The following is a 21,887-nucleotide window of genomic DNA, read 5'->3' as shown; positions in this document are numbered from 1 at the left end:
AGGCATCGGATTCAACGACATCCGCGCCCGTTCGAACACACGTGTTTGAGACGGAGTGGATTCCGTACGGCAGCACGGCCGACGCCCCCTGCCGGATGCACCGACCCTTGAACCACCGGGCGGGCCCGGGGGAGGGCGGATGGCCAAAACGCCGACGACCCCGACCTGACGGAACGTCAAGAAGCGTACGGGGCGCGCGTCAGGGGCGCTCAGGGGCGCCCGGTGGCGTGGCCGTCCCTCCCGGCGGGGCCCGCGTTGAGGGTCTCGGCCACCGCCCGCACCTGGGGCTCGCGAACGAGGTCGTAGTGCGTGGTGGCGAGCGTCCGGCAGGACTCCAGGGACGGCAGCCACCGCTGCCACAGCCGCCGCTGCCGCTCCGGCGAGCCGTGGTCGGGAAGCCCCGCGACCGGCTGCGAGGCCAGCCACAGCCAGGCGGGCGTGGCCTCAAGCGCGGGCAGCTCGTGCCCCGCCATGCCCGCCACGTTGGCCCGGCAGCAGCGGGCCAGCCGCTCGGCGTACGCCGCCGCCTCGGCGCTCGCCTCACCGGCGCCGCCGCGCCTGCCCTGGCGCACCTCGTGGGCGAACACCGCCTGGAGGTGGGTGTCGTCGTACCCCTGGAACCGCTCGGCGGCGTCCGGCGGCGGCGGGTCGAGGAGGTACAGGGCCTCGGCCGGGCGCCCGGCGGCCTCCGCCTCGGCGGCCATGGCGTGCGCCACCCAGGCGCCGAACGACCAGCCGCCGAGCCGCCACCGCCACCGCTGGTGCGGGAAGCGCGCCCGCAGGGCGTCGTGGTACCGGCGGGCCCGCTCGGCGATCGACCAGGCGGGCAGGTCGGCGTGGCGCAGCGCCGGGTCGGCGATCAGGCAGACGGTGAGGCGCGCGTCGAGCGCCGAGACCAGGGCGCGGTACGCCTGGATGTCGCCGCCCACCGGGTGGACCAGGCACACGACGTCACGTCCGGTGCCCTGCTGCCACACCTCCACGGTGACCGGTTCCGTGGCTGGTTCCCTGACCGGTCGCGCGGCCGGGGCGTCGCCGGTCATCGGCGCCACCACATGGGACAGCACCTCGTTGAGGCTGACCCGGTGGCTCAGGGCGGACAGGTCGAGGGAGGTGCCGTAGCGCTCGTCCACCTTGGCGATCAGGTCGAGCAGGGTCAGCGAGTCGGCGCCGTGGTCGTAGAGCGAGGCGTCCGGGTCCAGCTCGTCCAGGCCGAGCAAGGCGCCGATCCAGGCGCCGAGTTGGGCGGCGGGCGCGGCGGTGTCCACGGCTGGCGTGCCCGCTGTGTCTGCCACGTCTGCCATGTCTGCCATGTCTGCCGTGCCCGCCGTTTCGGCGGGGCGGGGGGCCGTGTCCCTCGCGGTGTCCGGACCGGCGTAGAAGACGCGGGACCGCTCGATGTCCGTCGTGGAGACGAGCACCTGGGGCAGCGCAAGCCGCAGGGCCCGCGCGAACAGCTCCTGGCCCTCCTTCACGGTGAGGCCGACCGCGAGGTGGGCCTGGTGGCGGGCGTCCGCCCGCAGGGCGCCGAGCGCCATGCCGGTCTCGCTCCAGACGTCCCAGCCGACGCCGATCCGCAGCGTGGTCTCGCCGGGGCCCGACCGGTGCCGGGCGAAGCCGTCCAGGAGGCCGTTGCCCGCGGCGTAGTCGAACTGGCCGACGCCGCCGAACTGCGCGGACATCGACGAGCAGTACACGGCGAAGCCCGGCGCGTGGCGCTCGACCAGCCGCTCCACGAGCAGCGCGCCGCGCAGCTTGGCCGCCGTGGCCGCCCGCGCCGCCACGCCGTCGCGGCGCGCGACCAGGCCGCCGCCCGCCACCCCCACGGCGTGCACCACGCCGTCGACCCGGTCGGCCAGCCCGTCGAGCCGGGCCAGGAGCGCATCGGTGTCCGCGGTGGCCAGGTCCGCCTCGACGACGTCCACCCGGTCCGCCCACGGCGCGAGCGCCGACGGCGGCCGCCCCCGCCGGGACAGCAGCACCACCCGGCCCTCGGAGCGGTCCAGCAGCCAGGCGGCCAGGGCGGAGCCGATGCCGCCGGTGCCGCCGAGGACCACGTACGTGCCGGGCCCCGAGGACAGCGCGGGCGGGGCCGTCGGGGCGGGCGCGGGCACCGGAAGCAGCGCCTGCCGCCACCAGTAGCCCTGCCGCAGCGCCAGGCGCCGCTCCCGGCGCGCGGCGGCGTCGGCGTCCGCGAGCAGCCCCGCCACGGCCGGTGCCCAGGCGCGGGGGTCGGCGTCGGGCAGGTCGAGCCAGCGCCCGTCCACGCCGCACTCCTGCGGCGCCACCTCGGCGGCCCCCGCGAGCAGCCCCAACTCCGGTCGCCGCACGTCGCCTTCGACGGGCTGCGCCCCGTACGACAGCCACCACGTGCGCAGCCGCACGGCCCGCGGCAGCGCGGCCGCCGCCTGAAGCAGCGCCGCGGGCGCGTCCAGGCAGGCCCAGCGGGCCCGCTCCAGGGACGCCTCGCCGACCGGCCCGCCGACCGCGAGCGGCAGCGCGTGCAGCCAGTCGACGCCGTCCACCGCGGCGCCCGCGCCGGTCAGCGCCTCCAGCAGGGCCCGCAGCGCGTCCGGGTCGGCCGGATCGACCTCGTAGGCGCCGTCGGCCGCCCGCCCGAACGCGGCGGCGGCCCTGACCTGGACCACCCGTGCATAGGCCGCGGCGAACGGCGCGACCGCCTCGGGCGGCAGCGGCTCGGCCGTCACGATCACCAGGAGGCCCGGCGCGGGCGCCCCGGCGGCCGGGGTAGCGCGGCCCTGGCGCACCCAGTGCGGCTGGTGCAGCCAGTCGGCCTCCGGCAGCCGGGGCGGCCAGGCGTCGGCCAGCGGGGCGGGCGCGGGCCTGGCGACGGCCGGGGTGGGGGCGCCGGGCTCCGGGACGGGCGCGGCCCGTTCGACGGCGTACGTCGTGAGGGCGAAGGACGGGGGCGGGAAGTCCCAGGGGGCGTCGGCCGGGCCGTCAGGCCAGCGCACGGGGTGGCCGGACAGCCAGGCGTCGGCCAGCTCGGCGGCGCTCAGGCGCTCCGCCGACCGTGCCGCGCCGGGCCGCCGCTCGCCCGCGCCGCCGTCGTCGTCGAGGGGGGCCTCGCGCGGCGTCACCTCGGCGCCGGAGACCGTGCGCAGCCACGCCACCGCCGCCGTCGCGTCGGGGCACACCGCCGCGGCCCGCCAGCGGCGCGCGGGGCGACCGGCCTGGAGGTGGCGCAGCACCTGGCCGTAGGTCTCCGGGTGCTTGAGGAGGTAGTCGGCGACGCGGGCCGCGTCGGCGCGCAGGGCCTCCTGGCTGCTGGCGGACAGCACCAGGCAGGGGAGGGCGGGGCCCGCCGGGCGGGACGGCGCCTCGGTGGCCCCGCCGCCAGGTGGCGCGTCGGCCGCTTCGAGGATCACGTGGGCGTTGGTGCCGCCGATGCCGAAGCTGCTGACCGCCGCGACCCGCGGCCGCCCGGCGGGCCAGGGCACGGCCCGCGTGGGGATGTGGAACGGGGCGATGTCCGGGCCGAGATGGGGGTTCAGGCGGTGGAAGTCGACGTTGGGCGGGATCACGCCGTGGTGCACGGCGAGCGCGGCGCGCACGAGCCCGACGACGCCCGCGGCGGCCCCCAGGTGCCCGATCTGGCTCTTCACCGACGCGAGCGCGCACCGCTCGGCGCCCTCCAGGCCGAAGGCCTGCCGCAGCGCCCCGACCTCGACCGGGTCGCCCAGCTGGGTGCCGGTGCCGTGGGCCTCCACGTACCCGAGGTCGGCGCTGGCACGGCCGCTGCGGCGCAGCGCGGCGCGGATCACCTCGCGCTGGCCCGGCAGCGAGGGAGCGCCGTAACTCAGCTTGCCCGAGCCGTCGTTGTTCAGCGCCGAGCCGGTGAGGACGGCGTACACGGTGTCGCCGTCGCGGCGCGCGCGGCGCAGCGGCTTGAGGACGACGACGCCGACGCCGCTGGCGCCGACGGTGCCGCTGGCGTCGTCGCTGAACGGGCGGCAGTGCCCGTCCTTGGAGAAGATGTGCCCCGGGCGGTAGGCGTAGCCGTCGGTCAGGAGCGGGTCGATCAGGACGCCACCGGCGAGCATCACGTCGGCGTCGCCCTGCCGCAGCAGCCCCGCCGCGACGTGCACGGCCACCAGGGAGCTGGCGCAGGCCGCCTGCACGGTGAACGCCGGGCCCGTCAGGTCGAGGTGGTAGGCGGCCTTGGTGGTCAGGAAGTCCTTCTCGTGGTGCAGCGCCATCTGGAAGCCGTCCGGCAGCAGCGCCGGATCGGCCTCGCGCAGCAGCGACTGGAAGTAGGTGTTCTCGCCGCAGGCGGCGACGATCCCCACGCGCCGCCGGGCGGGGTCGGCGATCCCGGCGTGCGCCAGGGCCTGCACGGAGGCCATCAGCAGGTGCCGCTGCTGCGGGTCCATCAGCCGGGCCTCCTGGCGGCTGAGGCCGAAGTGCCCCGCGTCGAAATCGAGCGGCCCCGACAGCTGGCTGCGCGCGCCGACCAGGCCGTCCGCGGCGTCGAAGTGCTCGATGCCGCGGCGGCCGGTGCGTATCAGGTCCCAGAAGGCGGCCAGGTCGTCCGCGCCGGGCACGCGGACCGCCATGCCGACGACGGCGACCGGCTCGTCCGCGGCCGTCGCCTCCGGCGGCTCGGGCGGGCGCGTCGCCTCCGGCAGGGCACGCCCGGCCGCCGCCTCCCCGTCCAGGAAGGCGGCCAGTGCCCGCACCGTCACGTGCTCGAACAGGTCCGGCACGGTGAACCGCAGCTCCGGCTCCGCCGAGCAGCGCAACTGGAAGCGCATCAGGTCGAGGCTGGACGCCCCGGCGTCGAAGAAGCGCTCATCGGGCCCCACCGGGCGCCCCACGACCGCCTCGAACAGCGCGGTGAGCCGCGCCTCGCGCGCCGAGAGGACCGGCGCGTCGGCGGCTCGCCGCCCCAGGTCCGCGCCGGGAGCGGTGAGCGCCGCCCGGCGGTCCAGCTTCCCGCTCGGCGTGAGCGGCAGCCGGTCCAGGCGGCGGAAGCGGTCCACGCGCACGTGCGGCGGCAGCAGCGGCGCCAGATGGCGTGCCAGGTCGTCGGGGGTCGGCGCCGCGCCGATGCCGTCCCGGAGCTGGAGGCAGGCCACCAGGCGCCGCTCGTGCTCCTCGTCCGGCGCCACCACCGCGTTGACGACGTCGGGGTGGCGCAGCAGCGCCGCCTCGACCTGCCCCAGCTCCAGGCGGTGGCCGCTCAGCTTGATCTGCTGGTCGTCCCGGCCCAGGTAGTGCAGCAGGCCCGCGCTGTCGAACCGGGCCAGGTCGCCGCTGCGGTAGAAGGTGCCGAGGCCGGGCAGCTCGACGAACCGCTCCGCGTTCAGGGCGCCGTCGCCCAGATAGCAGGGCGCGGCCATGGGCCCGCCGATGAGGAGGCGGCCCGGGCGGCCCGGCGGCACGGGCGCGTCGGCCTCGTCGACCACCCGCAGCCAGGCCCCGGTCACCGGGCGGCCCACGGCGGGCCGCTCCGGCCAGCGCGCCGGGTCGCCGTCCAGGCACAGGGCGCTGACCACGTGCGTCTCGGTGGGCCCGTAGTGGTTGAACAGCCGGGCGCCGGGCAGCCCCGCGAACCAGCGGCGGATCGCGTCGGTGCACAGCAGCTGCTCGCCCGCGGTGACCACGTCCCGCAGCCGCGAGGGGTAGCGGCCGAGCCGCACGCCGTGCTCCGCGAGGAGTCGCAGCGCCACGTACGGCAGGAACAGCCGCTCGACCCCGGCGGTCTCCAACTGCTCCAGGAGCGCGGGCAGGTCCTGGCGCAGGCCGGGCCGGACGAGGTGCAGCAGCCCGCCGCCGCACAGCGTGCCGAAGACCTCCTGGAAGGAGACGTCGAAGGACAGCATGGAGAACTGCTGGGTGACCGCGGGCGCCGCGAGGCCGCCGGACGCACGCTGCCAGGTCAGCAGGTCGCACAGGGTCCGCTCCGGCACCCGCACCCCCTTGGGCACACCGGTGGAGCCGGAGGTGAACAGGGTGTACAGCGGCCGCCGTCCGTCGTGCGGCGGCACCTCGGGGGCGGCGTGTGGAGCCCGCTCGGCCAGCGCGACCGGGTGGCGCGGCAGGGCGTCGGGGGCGAACGCGCCGAGGCCGTCCGCGTCCTGAGGTGACGTCAGGACGCACAGCGGGTCGGCCTGGTCGACGATCTGCCGCAGCAGCGCGGGCGGATAGGCCGGATCGAGCGGTACGGCGGTCAGGTTCAGCTTGGCCAGGGCGAGCAGCGCCACCACGTGCTCGGGGGAGGGGTGCAGGTACAGCGCGACGTGCCGGGGGCGGTCGTCTCCCGCGGGCAGGGGGTGGAGCGTGCCCAGTTCGGCGGCCAACGCGCGGGCGTGGGCGTCGAGTTCGGCGTAGGTGAGGGTGCGGTTCCCGTCCGTCACGGCGGGCGCGTCGGGGGTGCGGCGGACCTGGCGGGCGAAGCCCTCGGCGACCGTCGCGAAGTCCGGGGGAGCGGCGGCGGAGCGGCCCGGGTCGGGCAGGGCGCTCCGGTAGGGGGACACCAGGTCGGCGAGCGTGACATCGTTGCCGTCGGCCAGCAGGTCGAGGCCGCGCCGGAACAGCCCGTCCAGGGCGGCGACGTCGTCCGCGGCGAAGTACCGGGCGTCGTACTCCCACAGGCAGTCGAGCCCCGTGCCGCGCTCGACCACCGACAGGGTCAGCGGGCACTTGGCGTCGGTCGGTGCGGGCCACCGCGGGACGGCCTCGCAGCCGGGCAGGGCGAACGCGCCGAAGTCGGTGTTCTCCAGGACGAAGAGGAAGTCGAACGGCGCCTCGCCCGCGCGGGTGCCCCGGTCCGCCAGGACGTCGGCGAGCGCCACGTCCTGCCGGTCCAGGACGGCACCCACGGCCGCGGCCTGCCGCTCCAGCTGGTCGCGCAGCCGCTCGCCCGGCGCCGACTCCACCGGCAGCAGCGCGGTGTTGGCGAACATGCCGACGCTGGACTCGAAGCCCTGCACCGGCCGCCCCGCCACCGGACCGGCGATCCGCGGCCGGGTGTGGCCCGTCACGCCGTACAGGCTCCAGGCGTACAGGCCGAGGAGCAGGTGGAAGCGGGTGCGGCCCAGCTCGGCGCAGAGCCGGTCGACGGCCGTCCGGCGGCCCGCGTCCAGGGAGGTGCGGAGCAGACGGCCGTGCGGGGCCCGCGGCGCGTGCACCGGCTCCAGGGGCGCGGCCCCCGACTCCTCGTACAGGGACCGCAGTTCGGCGCGCTGGGTCCGGTAGGCGTCGGTCGCCCGCCACGCGGCCTGCCAGGCGGCGTAGTCGAGCGGGGTGGCCGCCGGGGCGGCGGTGGCCTCCGTGGGCCGGTCGTCGCGTGCGGCCGCGTAGTCGGACGACAGCTCGTGGAACAGGACGTTCAGCGACCAGCCGTCGACCGCGATGTGGTGCAGGAGCAGCAGCAGGTCCCCGCCGCCGGGGCGGGGCAGCAGGCACGCCCGCAGCAGCCGGGCCTCGGCCAGGTCGAACGGCGCGGCGAAGAAGCGGTCGGCCGGGGTCCGCGCGTCGTCCCCGTCGGTGGGCGCGGGCGCCTCGGTCCACGGGTCGTACGGCTCCGCGACCTCCTGCCGCAGGCCGTCCGGCGCGGGGACGAAGGCCGTGCGCAGCGCCGGGTGGCGGGCCACCAGGCGGCGCAGGGCGTGCCGCAGCGCCGCGGTGTCGACCTCGCCGGTGAGCCGGAACACCATCGGCACGTGGTACGCGCCGGACGCGGGCGCCCGCTGGTGCAGCAGCCAGAGGCGCTGCTGCTCCGAGGTGGCGGGCGCGGACCGGGCGCCCGCCGGAGCGGGGGCCTCGGGGTACGGCGTCCCGCCGTCGGCGCGGCGGCCCGCCTCGGCCGCGGCGGCCAGCTCCGCGAAGTCGCCCCGCACGACGAGCCCTTGGGGAATCTCGCAGCCCCAGCGCCGCCGCGCCGCGAAGCGGAACCGCAGCGCCTTCAGCGAGTCGCCGCCGCAGGCGGTCCAGCGGTCGCTCAGACGCAGGTCGCTGACGCCGAGGACCCGGCCCGCGAGGCCGAGCACCTCGCGCTGCCACGGCGTGACGGCCGCCGTCTCCCCGCCGTCTCCCCGCCAGGGGGCGTCGGTGCGGCGCAGCAGCGCCGCCCGGTCGACCTTGCCGTTGGCGGTGCGGGGCAGCTCCGCGACGCGATAGGCGCGGTGCGGGCGCATGTACGCGGGCAGGCTCGCGGCCAGGTGCCGGTCGAAGGCGTCGTAGGTGAGGTCCGAGCCGAGCACCACGTAGGCCAGCAGCTCGTTGGTGCCGTGGGCGTCGCGCTCGGTGCACACGAACGCCTGGCGCACCGCCGGATGGGCCGCGATCCGCCGCTCCAGCTCGCCCGGCTCGACGCGGAAGCCGCGCACCTTGACCTGCCGGTCGACCCGCCCGACGTAGCTGACGCGGCCCTCGGCGTCCCACCGCACCAGGTCGCCGGTGCGGTAGTGGCGGCGCCCGCCGCGCCAGGGCAGCGTGACGAAGCGCCGGGCCGTCTCCTCGGGGAGGTTGAGGTACTCGGCGGCCAACGCCTCGCCTGCCAGGTACAGTTCGGCGGTCTCGCCGGGCTCGGCGGCCCGCGTGCCGTCGACCACCGGCAGTGCCTCGGTACCGGGCAGCGCGCGGCCGATGGGCACGACGTCGCCGTCGAAGTCGCGGGGGATGGGGTGGATCAGCGCGAACGTGGTGGCCTCGGTGGGGCCGTACACGTTGTAGAGCCGCGTGGCGCTGGTCGGGTTGGCCTCGTACCAGCGGCGGATCAGGCGGGCGTTGAGCTGCTCGCCGCCGGTCAGGACGCGGGCGGCGCGCGCGAAGCAGTGCGGGGCCTGGTCGACGACCGCGTTGAACAGCGCCACGGTGAGGAACACCGTGTCCACGCGCAGCTCTTCGAGCGCCGCCGCCAGCCGGTCCGGGGCCTGCGCCGTGGCGTCGTCCAGGATCACGCAGCGGCCCCCCGTCAGCAGGGGCACCCACACTTCGAAGCTCAGCGCGTCGAAGGCCGGGTTGGACAGGCAGGCGTAGCGGGCGCCCTCGGGCAGGTCGAGGTAGCCGGGGCGGGCCAGGCGCAGGATCCCGGTGTCGCGGACGGCGACGCCCTTGGGGCGGCCGGTGGTGCCGGAGGTGTAGAAGACGAAGGAGACCTCCGCCGGGCCGCCCGCCGGGTCCGCGGCTCCCGGCGGGCCCGCCGGGTCGAGCAGCGCGGCCACCGGCAGCGGTTGGACGCCCTCGGGCAGGTCCTCGGGCGGGGCCTCGCCGTGGACGACGATCCCGCACGCCGCGTCGCCGAGGATGTACGCACGCCGCTCGGCCGGGCTCTGGGCGTCCAGCGGCACCACGGCGGCGCCGAGGCGCAGGACGCCGAGCATGGCGCAGACCAGCTGCCAGGACCGCGGCAGGCAGACGGCGACGGTCTGGCCCGGCCGCACGCCGTGCGCGCGCAGGGCCTCGGCGACCGCGCGGCTCGCGGCGTCGAGACCGGCGTAGTCCAGGACCCGGTCGCCGTCGACGACCGCGACCGCCTCGGGGTGGCGGCGGGCCCGGTCGAGAACGGCCCGCGCCAGACCGACGGGTGACGCCCCGTCCGTTGGGGAGTGCAACGTCGCCCCCATTCGTGCGCAGGGCGTGGCATGGCGCCTGACCTGCGGTGAGTAGATGTACCTCCGCCCCGTCACGGCGATGATTGATCAGTGCGGATCACTATGTCAATGCTTGACGAACCGCCCGCGTCAGGGTCTGCGCCCCCGGTACAGCTCGGCCGCGACCGCCGCCATCAGCTCCGGGTCGAGCGCGGCGGCGTCGGCGAGACGGGTCCCGGCGGACAGGGAGTTGAGGAGCGTCTTGGTGACGCGCAGGGCCGCGGCCGGGCGGCGCAGCACCGGCTTGGCCCAGGCGGTGACCGCCTCGTCGAGGGCGCCCTCGGGCACGGCCTTCTGCAGGATGGACAGCGACTCGGCCTCGTACGCCGTGAAGGCCCGCCCGGTGAGGATGAGTTCGCGCACCCGGGCCGCCCCGGCCTCGCTGATGAGGCGGGGCAGCAGCCCGCCCCACGCCGTGGGCAGGCCGAGCGCCAGCTCGGGCAGGCGGAACGTCGCGGTGTCGGCGCCGACCCGCAGGTCGCAGGCGAGCGCCAGGGCGAGGCCCGCCCCGATGGCCTTGCCGTGGACCCGCGCGATGGTCACGGCGGGGTTGGCCACCAGGGCGTCGCACACCCGCCGTGCCTTGGCGGCCGAGGCCCTGATGCCGCCGCCGGTGGGGTCCTCGGCGAGGGAGCCGTCGTACTCGCCGCGGTCCCCGCCGAGGCAGAAGTCGGCACCGGCGGCGGTGAGCACCAGGACCTGGACCGCGGGGTCCTGGCCGTCGAGGACCGTGAGGAGGTCGTCCAGCATGGCGTCGGTGACGGCGTTGCCGCGCTCGGGGACGTGCAGTTCGACGGTGAGCACGGCGTCGCGCCGGTAGGTGCGCAGGGTCTTCAGGATCCGGTCGGCGGGCTGTGCCGTCAGCGGCAGGGCGGTCATGTCGTCACTTTCAGGGAGGTCGGGCGGCGGAAGACCATGCGGGGCGCGTACGTGGGGGGAGCGGCGGGCCGCAGCGTCGGGAAGCGGACGAGGAGCTGGCGCAGCAGCTCCCGGGCCTCCAGGCGGGCCAGGGAGGCCCCCAGGCAGTAGTGGGCGCCGCCGCCGAAGGTGAGGTGGCTGCCGCCCCGGCGGACGTCGAAGACGTGCGGGTTCGCGTTGCGCCGGGGGTCGTGGTTGGCGGCGCCGTACAGCACGTGGACGACGGTGTCCTTGGCGATGGGCACCCCGGCGAGGACGGTGTCGTGGGCGGCGACGCGGGAGTTGAGGTGCACCGGCGGGTCGTAGCGCAGCGCCTCCTCGATGGCGCCGTCGATGCGCTCGGCGTACTCGATGTGCGCGACGCCCTCTACGCCGCCCATGTCGTCGGCGTCCTGGGCGTCCTGGGCGTCCTGGGCGTGCCCGGCGTGCCTGGGGCATCCGGTGGGCTCGGGCCGGGGGCGGACGGCGTGCTGGGTGCGCTCGGCGTGCCGCCGCAGCCAGGCGGCCTGCTCCGGGTCCCGGGTCAGCAGCCACACCACGTTGGTGAGCAGGGTCGCGGTGGTTTCGAGCGAGGCGATGGTGACGAACATCGTCAGGTCGTACAGGGCCTGGTCCGCCTGCGCGCGGGAGTCGGGGAAGCGGGCGTCCCAGTGCCGGATCCAGTCGCTGAGCAGGTCGTCGCCGAGGTGGGCGCGCCGCTGTCGGAGGAGGCCGGTGAAGTAGGCGCGCATGTCGCGGGTGGCCTCGGCGGAGACCGCCAGCTCGCTCTTGGTGGGCAGCAGCTCCTGGGCGTGCACCTGACGGTGGGTGAAGTCCAGGATGCGGGCGTGGTGCTCGGCGGGGATGCCGAGCAGCCCGCCCACGGTGTGGACGGGCAGCTGGTCGCCGACCGCGGTGACGAAGTCGGCCGTGCCGTGGGCGCGCATCCGCTCGTCGAGGTCGTCCAGGAGACGGGTGACCACGGCGGCGATCTTGGGGCGGAGCGCTTCCAGGGTGCCGCGGTCGAAGGGGTTGCCGAGGGCGCGCCGCTGCGTGGTGTGCGCGGGGGCGTTCAGGCGCGGCAGGGTGCGGGTCATCTCCTGGGTGGCCGGGTCGTGCCAGCGGCCCGGGTCGCCCTGGCGCTCCTGCCAGGCGAAGTCCGGCACCAGCCAGGTCCTGCCGCGCAGGACCTGGCTGCACGCGTCGAATCCGGTGACGAAGAACCCGCCCCAGGGTGCGGGCACCACGTCGCCCAGGGCGCGTAGCCGCTCCCAGACCGGCAGGGGGTTGGCCTGGCCCTCGTCGGAGCGCAGTCGGCGGAGGAGGGAGATGACGGTGCGACGGTCGGCGGTGGTGCCACGTATGTCGCCAACGGCGGTCACGCGAAGCTCCTTCTGGCTGGGCGCTGCCGGTACCGCCGGAACCTACCCTTCCCCTCTACCGTGTCATGCGCATCTAAATGTTTCTCCCATCACATAGATGCAGAGTGCACCCAAGGCGGTGGACGTGATAGACGGGACCCGCCGTACCCGGCCCGCGGAGCCGCCGTACGGAACAGGTCCGCGGACCCGCCCCGCCTCACACTCGGAACAGGTCCAGGAAGGTGCTCCAGAACCCCTTCTTCGCCGACGGCTGCCGCGCGGGCTCCACCGGGGCCGCCGCCGCGGCGGGCGGTGCCTCCACGGGAGCCGTACGGCTGTGCAGCGCGGCCGCCATCCGCGTCGCCGGGGTCGGCGTGAACGCCACCGGCAGCGTCACCAGCGCCCGGTGGAAGGGCCCGGGCCGCCACTGGAGCTCGTGCTCGTGCACCGCGAGCGTGATGTCGGGCAGCGCGTTGAGCAGCCGCTCGATGGCGGTGGTGGCGATGACCCGCGCCGGGTCCTTGGCGGGGCAGGCGTGCGGCCCGGCCCCCCACGCCAGGTGGGCGCCCTTGCCGTGGCCGTGGTGCGCGTCGGCGAGCGCCGGGTCGCTGTTGGCCGCGGCGAAGCTGATCACGACCGGCGTGTTGGCCTCGGCGATCACCCCGCCCAGGTCGACGTCCTGGACGGGGTAGTGGGTGGCGTAGTTGGCGATGGGTGTCTGGTGCCACAGCACATGGTCGAGCGCCTCCTCGATCAGCATCCCGGCCTGACGGCCGCCCGCGCTCGGCGAGATCAGCCGGAGCAGGGCGTTGCCGATCAGATTGCGCTCGGGCTCCACACCGGCACCCATGAGCATCACCAACTGGTGGTTCAGCTCCTCGTCGGTGAGGCCCGCCGGGTGCTGGATCAGCCAGGTGGTGACGTCGTCGCCGGGCTGACGGCGCTTCAGCGCTATCAGCTCCATCAGACAGGCCGTCAGCTCCTCGTTGGCCCGCAGCGCGTCCTTGCCGTCGAAGATCGCCGACATGGAGCTGGTGAGGGTGTCACCGATGTCCGCGGGGCAGCCGAAGAGCTTGTTGAACAGCAGCAGCGGCAGCAGCTTGGCGTAGTCGTTGAGCAGGTCCGCCCGGCCCCGCTCGCTGAACCGGTCGATGAGGTAGTCGGCGATCGGCTCGACGTCCCGGCGGATCCGGGTGATGTTCAGCTGCGCCAGGCTGTCCGTGACGGCCTTGCGCAGCCGCAGGTGCACCGCGCCGTCGGTGAACAGGCAGTTGGGCCGGTACGCCATCATCGGCAGCACCGGGCTGTCCAGGCCGACGAGCCCTTCGTTCAGGGCCTTCCAGCGGCGGGCGTCACGGGCGAAGAGCGTGGAGTTCTGGAGCACCCGCAGCGCCATCTGGTGGCCGACGACCAGCGTGGCGTCGACCCCCGGGGCCAGCTCCACGGGACCGGCCGGGGCCTGGGCGCGCAGCCGGTCGTAGAGCTGCTTGGGGTCGGCGGCGAACGCGGCGTCGTGCATGGGGCACCGGGCGGTGGTGGGAACTGTCTGACCGTCCATGGGGATCCTTCTGCTGGTCGGGCCGTGCGGCCCAAGGGGTCGGGAGTCAGGCGGCGCGGGCGAGCAGGTGGTGGACGAGGGCGATCAGCGCCTGGCCGGAGGAGCGCCGGTCACGGGCGTCGCAGTACACCACGGGCGTGTCGGGCAGCAGGTCGAGCGCCTCGCGCACCTCGTCCTCGGCGTAGGCCGTGTCCCGCTCGAAGCAGTTGACGGCGATGGCGTACTCAAGGCCGTACCCCTCGACGAGGTCGATGACGGGGAAGGTCTCCTCCAGGCGGCCGGGGTCGACGAGCAGCAGCGCGCCGAGCGCGCCGCGCGCCATGTCCTCCCACAGCTGCATGAAGCGCTGCTGGCCCGGCGTGCCGAACAGGTAGAGGACCAGCTCCTCGCTGAGCGTGAGCCGCCCGAAGTCCAGGGCCACCGTGGTGGTGGACTTGTCGGTCACGCCCCGCAGGTCGTCCACGTGCAGCGACGCCTGCGTCATCTTCTCCTCGGTGCGCAGCGGAGTGATCTCCGAGAGCGAGCCGATGAAGGTCGTCTTGCCCACGGCGAAGTGCCCGACGACGAGGATCTTCGCGGCGTTGGTCACCGCGCTGGAGACGTAGATGGAGCCGCCTGGCGTCTCAGCCGATGAGGGATTGGAGTCCATGCAGAACCTTCTCCAGGATCGCTCTGTCAACGTTCTGTGCCCGGGGCGGCTCGCTGCGGCGCAGAAGGTGCCCCTGCTCGAATAAGTCGGTCAGGAGCAGCCGGGCCACCCCTACCGGCAGGCCCACGTGCCCGGCCACCTCGGCCACCGACAGATAGCCCCCGGAGCACAGGTTCCAGATCGCCCGGACCTCGGGGCTCGACCCCAGGGGCAGGGTGTGCTCGGGCGCCAGGGTGACCAGCGTGTGCAGCGCGAGGTCGTCCGCCGTCGGCAGGCTGCGGCCGCCCGTGATGACGTAGCTGCGGACGAAGTCGCTGGTGACCGAGGTCTCCTCGCCGGGCGCTGTCATGCGCCGACACCACCTGTGCCGCTGGCCCCGCCGTCCGTGCGCGGCGCCACGCTCATGGCCTTGCTCAGGGAGGCCACCGTCTTCTGCATCCGGAAGGACAGCGCCTCCATGTCGACGTCCAGGGCGGCGGAGACCGCGAGGTAGGCGCCCTGGCCCGCGGCGATGAGGAAGATCCAGCCGCCGTCGTACTCCAGGAGGGTCTGCTTCCAGATGCCGTGCCCCGCGCCGACGTACCCGGCGACGGCGCGGCTCAGGGACTGCATGGAGCTCATCGCGGCGGCGTTCGTCTCGGCGTCGTCCCGCCCGATGCCGTCGGAGCGCTGGAGCAGCAGGCCGTCACCCGAGACGAGGATCGCGTGCCGCGCTCCGCGCACCTCCAGCACGTCGTTCAGCACCCACGACAGGTCGGTCTTCACTGGTGGTCAGTTCCTTCCGTGGAGTCCGTGGAGTTGGAGGTGCGCCCGAGCTGCGTACCGCGTGCGAAGGCCCCGATGCGCGAGGCCGTGACCTCGCTGGTCGATTCGGCGGTCCGGTCGTCGACGGCGGGGGAGTCGGGCGCGGGCACCACCGCGATGGGGCCCTGGCGCCGCCGCCGCTTGGGCAGGCCGCCCGCGGTGGTGCCCACCACGTGCGCGGGCCCGACGGGCACCGGGGCCAGGCGCTGCGGGGCGGGCTCGGCCGCGGCGGCCGCGTCCCGCGGGGCCGCCGCGGGGGCGGCGGGCGCCTCGGCGGTCAGCAGGCTCTCCGGCACGCGGATGACCGCGCGCACGCCGCCGTACGGGGACACCGAGCCGACGGACACGGCGAAGCCGTAGCGGGCGGCGAGCATCCCGCAGACCGCGAACCCGAACCGGGGCGGGTCGCCGAGGCCGGTGATGTCGACCTGGCCCTCGCCCTCCAGGAGCAGGGCCGCCCGGTCCTTGGTCTCCTGGTCCATGCCGAGCCCGGCGTCGTCCACGATGAAGCAGGCGCCCGTGGGCACGGCCTGGATGTTGACCTCGACCGGCGTGCTGGGCGCGCTGTAGTTGGTGGCGTTGTCGAGCAGCTCCGCCAGCACCACCGCGACCGGTTCCACGGCCTTGCTGCTGATGGAGACGTTGACCTGGGAGTGGACGCTGACCCGGTCGAAGTCCTTGATGCGGCCCTGGGCGCTGCGGGCCACGTCGTAGACGGTGGCGGGGGCGTCGCGGCGGCCGAGCCAGCCGCCGCACAGCACGGAGATGCCCTTGGCGCGGCGGCCCAGCTGGCTGCCGGTGTGGTCGACCGCCATCAGGTCGGCGAGCACCTCCGTGTCGTCGCCGTACTTCTTCAGCAGGCCGTCCAGGAGCAGTTGCTGCTCCTCGGCGAGGGACTGCAGGGTGCCCATGGCGGACTTCACGACCGCCGTGGTCGAGGACTTGGCGTCCGCGCGCACCTCGGCCACGTCCTGCTCGTGCTGGCTGCTCTGCGCGGTCAACTGGCCGTGGACGTGGGCGAGTTGACCGCGTGCGCTGCCCAGCTCGGCCTCCAGGTCTTTTCGTGCCTTGCGCAGTGCCAGGTTGGTTCTTCGGGCCCGTGACACCGCGGTCACCGCGCCGAACAGCACCACCAACAAGATCCACAGCAGTGGATCCTGGATCAATGACGTCATGAGACTCTCTTCACGTGCATCGCGAGGGGAGTGTGGGGGAGTTCACCGGCCCGGCCGGAGGCGGACATGCCTCGACGCGCGCGGGCCTACTGGTGGACCAAGATGGCACTCCTTAGCGATGGAGCCTTGGAGACTGTCCCCCGTCCGCGCTCTTGACACGCCGTCAGCCTGCCGCAAAGTTGCGATGATCTTACCAGGCGCACCGGCGTGTCGGGCTTGCGCCGGTACGCATGTGCGGACCGTCACGAGACTCTCACACGGGCATGCCCGCGTCAGGGGTTCGACCACATGGTGGACCGCCCGTCACGTCCCGGACCCCTGCCCGTCACCTGCCGGACCGTCTGTCACCTGCCGGACTGCCGGTCGCTTGCCGGACCGCCGGTCAGGCGCCGGATCGCCGCGTCCAGGCGAGCAGCTCGTCCGCGCTCCACGTGGTGACGACCCGCTCGGGCGGTACGCCGCACTCCTCGGCGCGGGCGCAGCCGATGATCTGCCAGTCGAGCTGCCCCGGCGCGTGGGCGTCGGTGTCGATGGCGAACAGGGTCCCGGCGGCGACCGCGCGGCGCAGCAGCCGCCGCGGCGGGTCCTTGCGCTCGGGCCTGCTGTTGATCTCCACGGCGGTGCCGGACTCGGCGCAGGCGGCGAAGACCGCGTCCGCGTCGAAGGCGGACTCCGGGCGGCCGCGCCCGGTGACCAGGCGGCCGGTGCAGTGGCCGAGGATGTCGGCGTGCGGATCGCGCACGGCCCGCACCATGCGGCGGGTCATGGCGGCGGCGCCCATGCGCAGCTTGGAGTGCACGGAGACCACCACGACGTCGAGCCGGGCGAGCAGTTCGGGTTCCTGGTCGAGGGCGCCGTCCTCCAGGATGTCGCACTCGATGCCGGTGAGCAGCCGGAACGGCGCCCAGGTCGCGTTGAGTTCCGCGACCACGTCGAGCTGGCGGCGCAGCCGCTCCGGGGACAGGCCGCGGGCGATGGTCAGGCGCGGCGAGTGGTCGGTGAGGACGGCCCACTCGTGGCCCACGGCCGCCGCGGCCCGGCCCATCTCCTCGATGGGGCTGCCGCCGTCGGACCAGTCGGAGTGCAGGTGGCAGTCGCCGCGCAGCAGCGCCCGCAGTGCGGCGCCGCCGGACACCAGCGGCTTCGTGGCCCGCTGCTCCAAGCCGGCCAGATAGCCGGGTACTTCACCTTTCAGGGCCTCTTGGACGACTCGTCCCGTCTTGGGGCCGATGCCCTTGAGTGCCTCCAGGGTGTTGGTGCGCACGCGCTCGGCCAGCTCCTCGGGGCTCAGGGCGGCGACGGCTGCCGCGGCGGTGCGGAACGCCCGCACGCGGTAGGTGGGGGCCTGCGCGCGCTCTAGGAGGAAGGCGATGCGGTTCAGCGCCTCGACGGGCTCCATGGGCACCCCTGCTCCCCGGGTGCCCTACGCCCCGTGCCACACGGTGGTGACGTCGCAGAACTCCCTGATGCCGTGGCCGGACAGCTCGCGCCCGTACCCCGAGCGCTTGACGCCGCCGAAGGGGAACGCCGGGTGCGAGGCGGTCATGCCGTTGAAGTAGACGCCGCCCGCCTGGAGGTCGCGTACGCAGCGCTCCTGCTCGGCCTCGTCGGTGGTCCACACGTTGGAACTCAGGCCGAAGGGGGTGTCGTTGGCCACGGCGACCGCCTCGTCCAGGTCCGCGACCCGGTACACGGTGGCGACGGGGCCGAAGGTCTCCTCGCGGTGGACGCGCATCTCGGGGGTGACGCCGGTCAGGACCGTCGGCTCGTAGTAGAACCCGCGCTCAAGGCCCTTGGGCCGCTGTCCGCCGCAGACGGCGGTGGCGCCCCGGCGCAGGGCGTCGTCGACGAGTTCCTCCAGGTCGGCGCGGCCTTGCTCACTGGCCAGCGGTCCCACGTCGGTGCCCTCGGCCGTGGGGTCGCCCACGGTCAGCTCCCGCATCCCCGCGGCGAAGCGCTCCACGAAGGCGTCGTACACCTCGGTGTGCACGACGAACCGCTTGGCGGCGATGCAGGACTGGCCCGCGTTCTGGGTGCGGGCCGTGACGGCGGTGCGGGCGGCCGCGGCCAAGTCGGCCGACGGCAGCACCACGAACGGGTCGCTGCCGCCCAGCTCCAGGACCGTCTTCTTGATCTCGTCGCCCGCGACCGCGGCGACCGCGCGGCCCGCGCCCTCGCTGCCGGTGAGGGTGGCCGCCGCCACCCGTGGATCGCGCAGCACGTCCTCGATGGCGTCGGAGCCGACGAGCAGCGTCTGGAAGCAGCCCTCGGCGAACCCCGCCCGGCGGAACAGGTCCTCCAGGTACAGGGCCGTCTGCGGCACGTTCGAGGCGTGCTTGAGCAGCCCCACGTTGCCCGCCATCAGGGCGGGCGCGGCGAACCGCACCACCTGCCACAGCGGGAAGTTCCACGGCATCACCGCGAGGACCACGCCGAGCGGCCGGTAGCGCACATACGCCCGGGACGCGCCGGAGTCGCGCACGTCGCCGTCGTCGGGGTGCTCGTCGGCGAGCAGCGCCTCGGCGTGGCGGGCGTACCAGCGCATGGTCTTGGCGCACTTCGCGGCCTCCGCGCGGGCCGCCGCCAGCGGCTTGCCCATCTCCGTGGTGATGGTCCGCGCCACGTCGGGCGTGTCCTCGTCGAGCAGGTCCGCCGCGCGGTTCAGGAGGGCGGCGCGCTCGGCGAAGCCGGTGGCGCGGTAGCGGTCGAAGTCCGCCGCCGCCCGGCTGAGCCGCTCCTCGATCTCGTCGGCGCCGTGCGGTGCGAAGACCCGCTCGGTCTCGCCGGTCGCCGGATTCACCGTCGCGATAGGCATGCCTGAGCCTCCTTGTGCCCCTGGTCCGACCCTGACCCGCCCCGCGCCACCGCGCAAGGCGGAACCCGTCGCGTACCCGGCGGCGCCCGGGCCATGCCGCCGCGCACGCCTTCGGACGTGAGGGGGCCGAACGGGTGAGGCGGGGCGGGTGGGGCGGGTGGGGTGCGGGGGGAACGCCGACCCGGCCCGGGCCGTTGTACCCCTGCCGAGGAGGCCCGGAAGACCCGGGAGACCCGGAAGACCCGGACGGACCGGCCAGGCTCTGACAGGCAGAGGCCCGAAGCCCGAGGTCGAAGGTCCGAGGCCCGAGGCGCGAGGAAGAAGGAGGGGCCGTGGTGTTGGTGATCGCATGGCGTCGCCTGGAGGAGAGCGACTTCCCGTTGCTGCGCTCCTGGCTGGAGCAGCCGCACGTGGCCAGGTGGTGGCACCACGAGACCACGGCCGAGGCGCTGGCCCGGGACTTCGGCCCCGCCGCCCGCGGCGAGGAGCCCGCCGAGGACTTCCTCGTCCTGCTCGACGACCGCCCCGTCGGCCTGGTCCAGCGCTGCGTCCTGGACGACTACCCCGACTACCGGACGGAGCTGACGGGCCTCACCGCCGTGCCGCACGGCACGGCGACCCTGGACTATCTGATCGGCGACCCGAAGGACACGGGCCGCGGCATCGGCCCCGCCGTCATCCGCTGGGCGGTCGAGCGGACCTGGTCCGGCTGCCCGGCGGTGCCCTGCGTGCTCGTCCCGGTGGCCGCGGGCAACCGCCCGTCCTGGCGGGCCCTGGAGAAGGCGGGCTTCTGCCGCGTCGCCGAGGGCGACCTGGAGCCGGACAACCCGATCGACGGCCCGCTGCACTACGTGTACCGCGTGGACCGCCCGGAGCGGCCCTGAACGGCCCTGAACGGTGAACGGCCCTGAACGGCACGACACCCTCCCGGCGCCCCGGCGTCCGAGGCGGTCGGGAGGGCGTCGGCCCACCGGCTACGGCAGCTGGAGCACGGGGCGATGGACGTCCAGCCACGTAGCGAGGTCGAGGGTGCGCTCCAGGCCGAGGCGCGTCAGGCGGTCCACCCCGGCCGCTTCCCTGCCGGTCGCCTCCCGCAGCCACTGACGGTCCATCAGCGCGAATACGTCGTGCCGCGGGTCGGCCAGCAACTCCTTGGCCTGGCGCTGGAGTTCTTCCGCGTAGTACGGGTCCTGGGTGGACGGATAGGCGCTCTTGGGCCGCCAGGCGACCGACTCGGGCAGCAGGTCCCGGACGGCTCCGCGCAGCAGGCTCTTCTCCCGGCCGTCGTACGTCTTCAGCGCCCACGGCGCGTTGTAGACGTACTCGACGAGCCGGTGGTCGCAGAACGGCACCCGGACCTCCAGGCCGAGCGCCATGCTCAGCCGGTCCTTGCGGTCCAGGAGGTAGCGCATGAACCGCGTCAGGTGCAGATGGACCATGACGCGCATGCGGTACTCGAAGTCGTCCTCGGCGGCGAAGCCGTCGGGGCCGCCGAAGCCGTCGAAGCCGTCGAAGCCGTCGAAGCCGCCGGGGCCGTCGCCCGGGGCGAGCCGTTCCACGCCGCGCACCGCGTCCGCGTACTCCTGCGCGCGGAACTCCTCCAGGGCGAGCTTCGACCACAGCTCGGGGCGCACGCCGGTGCCGTCCTTGTCGAACGCGCCGATGTTGAGCGCGATCCACGGGAACGCCCGGGCCTGCTGGATCTGCGGGACGTGCATGTGCTTGTAGCCGCCGAACACCTCGTCCGCCGACTCGCCGGACAGCGCGACCGTCGACCGCTCCCGGATCTCCTTGAACAGCAGGTACAGGGAGAAGTCGATGTCACCCATCGTCATCGGGACGTCGCGGGCGCCGATCACGGCCCTGCGGACCTCGGGGTCGGCGAGGGTCTTCGGGCCGATCACGATGTCGGCGTGCGCCGAACCGACGTGCTCCGCCATGTCCTTCACATAGGGGGCGTCGAGGGTGTCGCGCAGGTCGTCGGACGTGAAGTTCTCCGCGTGGTCCATGAAGTCGACCGCGAACGTCCGCACCGGCTCCGCGCCCAGGTGGGCGGCGGACAGCGCGGTCAGCGTGCCGGAGTCGAGGCCGCCGGAGAGCAGCACGCAGCGCGGCACGTCCGCCACGAGCTGGCGCCGCACCGTGTCGTCGAGCAGTTCGCGCACCCGCGCGACGGTGGTGCCCACGTCGTCGGTGTGCGGGCGGGTCTCCAGGCGCCAGTAGGTGTGCTCGCGCAGGCCGCGGGCGTCCACGGTGACGACGGTGCCGGGCTCGACCTGCCGCATGCCCGACCAGATGGCGTGCCCCGGCGTGAAGCAGTACGACAGCGACTCGCGCAGCCCGTCCGCGTCGACGACGCGCTCGGCGAGCGGATGGGCGAGGATCGCCTTGGGCTCGGAGCCGAACAGCAGGCCGTCGCGAGTGCGCTGGTAGAACAGCGGCTTGATGCCGAGCCGGTCGCGGACCAGGACCAGCTTCTGGTCGCGCTCGTCCCAGACCGCGAACGCGTACATGCCGTTGAGCCGGTCGGCGAGCGCCGCGCCCCAGCGCAGATAGGCGCGCAGCACCACCTCGGTGTCGCTGGCGGTGGTGAAGCGCTCGCCGCGCCGGGTCAACTCCTCGCGCAGCTCCACGTAGTTGTACGTCTCGCCGCTGTACACGAGCGTGACCGGGCCGTTCGGCGTCTCCACCGTCATCGGCTGCCTGCCGCCGGGCAGGTCGATCACGGCCAGCCTGCGGTGCCCGAGCGCGGCGTGCCGCTCGACCCGGGTGCCGCGGGCGTCGGGCCCCCGGCACGCCATGGTCGCGGTCATCGCGTCCAGGGTCTCCTGCTCGCGGGTGAGGTCACGGTCGTACGAGACCCAACCGGTTATGCCACACATCTGCCGTCCCCCTGTGGTCCTCAGAAAGTCCCGCACGGTCACACCGTCGAAGAGTCGAAGACCCGAACGCGGTCACGCCGTCGCGGCGGCCACCGCCCCGCGCGGGGCGGCGGCCGCGGGCGCGCG

At 74.8% G+C, this 21,887-nt stretch carries 12 protein-coding genes; 1 reads left to right on the top strand and 11 read right to left on the bottom strand.

Annotated elements, in window-relative coordinates; translation table 11 throughout:
* Positions 1–209 precede the first annotated feature (209 nt).
* The 10 genes from ACOBQU_RS04710 to ACOBQU_RS04665 all read right to left on the bottom strand — a co-directional run bounded on the left by ACOBQU_RS04710 (position 210) and on the right by ACOBQU_RS04665 (position 18,879).
* On the bottom strand, positions 210–9,593 hold the full coding sequence (locus tag ACOBQU_RS04710) for an amino acid adenylation domain-containing protein (RefSeq protein ID WP_423624635.1): 9,384 nt from the start codon (positions 9,591–9,593) through the stop codon (positions 210–212).
* Between the two features lie 117 nt (positions 9,594–9,710).
* On the bottom strand, positions 9,711–10,499 hold the full coding sequence (locus ACOBQU_RS04705) for an enoyl-CoA hydratase/isomerase family protein (RefSeq protein WP_423624634.1): 789 nt from the start codon (positions 10,497–10,499) through the stop codon (positions 9,711–9,713).
* Positions 10,496–11,899 carry a cytochrome P450 gene (locus tag ACOBQU_RS04700; protein ID WP_423624633.1) on the bottom strand — a complete coding sequence of 468 codons (1,404 nt, stop codon included), beginning with the start codon at positions 11,897–11,899 and terminating at the stop codon, positions 10,496–10,498. Before ACOBQU_RS04700 ends, ACOBQU_RS04705 begins: the two co-directional genes overlap by 4 nt.
* Positions 11,900–12,095: 196 nt before the next feature.
* Positions 12,096–13,397 carry a cytochrome P450 gene (locus ACOBQU_RS04695; protein ID WP_423634252.1) on the bottom strand — a complete coding sequence of 434 codons (1,302 nt, stop codon included), beginning with the start codon at positions 13,395–13,397 and terminating at the stop codon, positions 12,096–12,098.
* 85 nt (positions 13,398–13,482) lie between these two features.
* Complete coding sequence (locus tag ACOBQU_RS04690) at positions 13,483–14,085, bottom strand: GTP-binding protein (RefSeq protein WP_423624632.1); 603 nt, start codon at positions 14,083–14,085, stop codon at positions 13,483–13,485.
* Positions 14,060–14,434: a DUF742 domain-containing protein gene (locus ACOBQU_RS04685; RefSeq protein ID WP_423624631.1), complete on the bottom strand. Its 375-nt coding sequence runs from the start codon at positions 14,432–14,434 to the stop codon at positions 14,060–14,062. The genes ACOBQU_RS04690 and ACOBQU_RS04685 overlap by 26 nt, the downstream gene beginning before the upstream one ends.
* Complete coding sequence (locus ACOBQU_RS04680) at positions 14,431–14,850, bottom strand: roadblock/LC7 domain-containing protein (protein WP_423624630.1); 420 nt, start codon at positions 14,848–14,850, stop codon at positions 14,431–14,433. The genes ACOBQU_RS04685 and ACOBQU_RS04680 overlap by 4 nt, the downstream gene beginning before the upstream one ends.
* On the bottom strand, positions 14,847–16,064 hold the full coding sequence (locus tag ACOBQU_RS04675) for an ATP-binding protein (RefSeq protein ID WP_423624629.1): 1,218 nt from the start codon (positions 16,062–16,064) through the stop codon (positions 14,847–14,849). The genes ACOBQU_RS04680 and ACOBQU_RS04675 overlap by 4 nt, the downstream gene beginning before the upstream one ends.
* A 382-nt stretch (positions 16,065–16,446) precedes the next feature.
* Complete coding sequence (locus ACOBQU_RS04670) at positions 16,447–17,463, bottom strand: PHP domain-containing protein (protein WP_423624628.1); 1,017 nt, start codon at positions 17,461–17,463, stop codon at positions 16,447–16,449.
* A gap of 24 nt (positions 17,464–17,487) precedes the next feature.
* Entirely contained in the window at positions 17,488–18,879 is a 1,392-nt protein-coding gene (locus ACOBQU_RS04665) for an NADP-dependent succinic semialdehyde dehydrogenase (protein ID WP_423624627.1), read from the bottom strand.
* Between the two features lie 341 nt (positions 18,880–19,220).
* On the opposite strand from ACOBQU_RS04665, the gene ACOBQU_RS04660 reads away from it, so the two are divergent.
* Positions 19,221–19,763 carry a GNAT family N-acetyltransferase gene (locus ACOBQU_RS04660; protein ID WP_423624626.1) on the top strand — a complete coding sequence of 181 codons (543 nt, stop codon included), beginning with the start codon at positions 19,221–19,223 and terminating at the stop codon, positions 19,761–19,763.
* A 90-nt stretch (positions 19,764–19,853) separates the two neighbouring features.
* On the opposite strand, the gene asnB is transcribed toward ACOBQU_RS04660, so the two are convergent.
* Positions 19,854–21,761, bottom strand: coding sequence for an asparagine synthase (glutamine-hydrolyzing) (gene asnB / locus ACOBQU_RS04655; protein WP_423624625.1), 1,908 nt, complete (start codon positions 21,759–21,761; stop codon positions 19,854–19,856).
* Positions 21,762–21,887 lie beyond the last annotated feature (126 nt).

Origin of the sequence: Streptomyces sp. G45 (genome assembly GCF_049542095.1) — a bacterium.
In the GTDB taxonomy this organism is placed as follows: domain Bacteria; phylum Actinomycetota; class Actinomycetes; order Streptomycetales; family Streptomycetaceae; genus Streptomyces.
The sequence above is the reverse complement of the archived record's forward strand: the minus strand, read 5'-3'. Positions and strand labels throughout refer to the sequence as shown.

What these genes read in the sequence shown, in the direction of transcription:
- ACOBQU_RS04685 (WP_423624631.1), bottom strand. Translation starts at nt 14,434, where the DNA reads ATGACAGCGCCCGGCGAGGAGACCTCGGTCACCAGCGACTTCGTCCGC.
- ACOBQU_RS04710 (WP_423624635.1), bottom strand. Translation starts at nt 9,593, where the DNA reads ATGGGGGCGACGTTGCACTCCCCAACGGACGGGGCGTCACCCGTCGGT.
- ACOBQU_RS04675 (WP_423624629.1), bottom strand. Translation starts at nt 16,064, where the DNA reads ATGACGTCATTGATCCAGGATCCACTGCTGTGGATCTTGTTGGTGGTG.
- ACOBQU_RS04670 (WP_423624628.1), bottom strand. Translation starts at nt 17,463, where the DNA reads ATGGAGCCCGTCGAGGCGCTGAACCGCATCGCCTTCCTCCTAGAGCGC.
- ACOBQU_RS04695 (WP_423634252.1), bottom strand. Translation starts at nt 13,397, where the DNA reads ATGCACGACGCCGCGTTCGCCGCCGACCCCAAGCAGCTCTACGACCGG.
- asnB (WP_423624625.1), bottom strand. Translation starts at nt 21,761, where the DNA reads ATGTGTGGCATAACCGGTTGGGTCTCGTACGACCGTGACCTCACCCGC.
- ACOBQU_RS04690 (WP_423624632.1), bottom strand. Translation starts at nt 14,085, where the DNA reads ATGGACTCCAATCCCTCATCGGCTGAGACGCCAGGCGGCTCCATCTAC.
- ACOBQU_RS04665 (WP_423624627.1), bottom strand. Translation starts at nt 18,879, where the DNA reads ATGCCTATCGCGACGGTGAATCCGGCGACCGGCGAGACCGAGCGGGTC.
- ACOBQU_RS04705 (WP_423624634.1), bottom strand. Translation starts at nt 10,499, where the DNA reads ATGACCGCCCTGCCGCTGACGGCACAGCCCGCCGACCGGATCCTGAAG.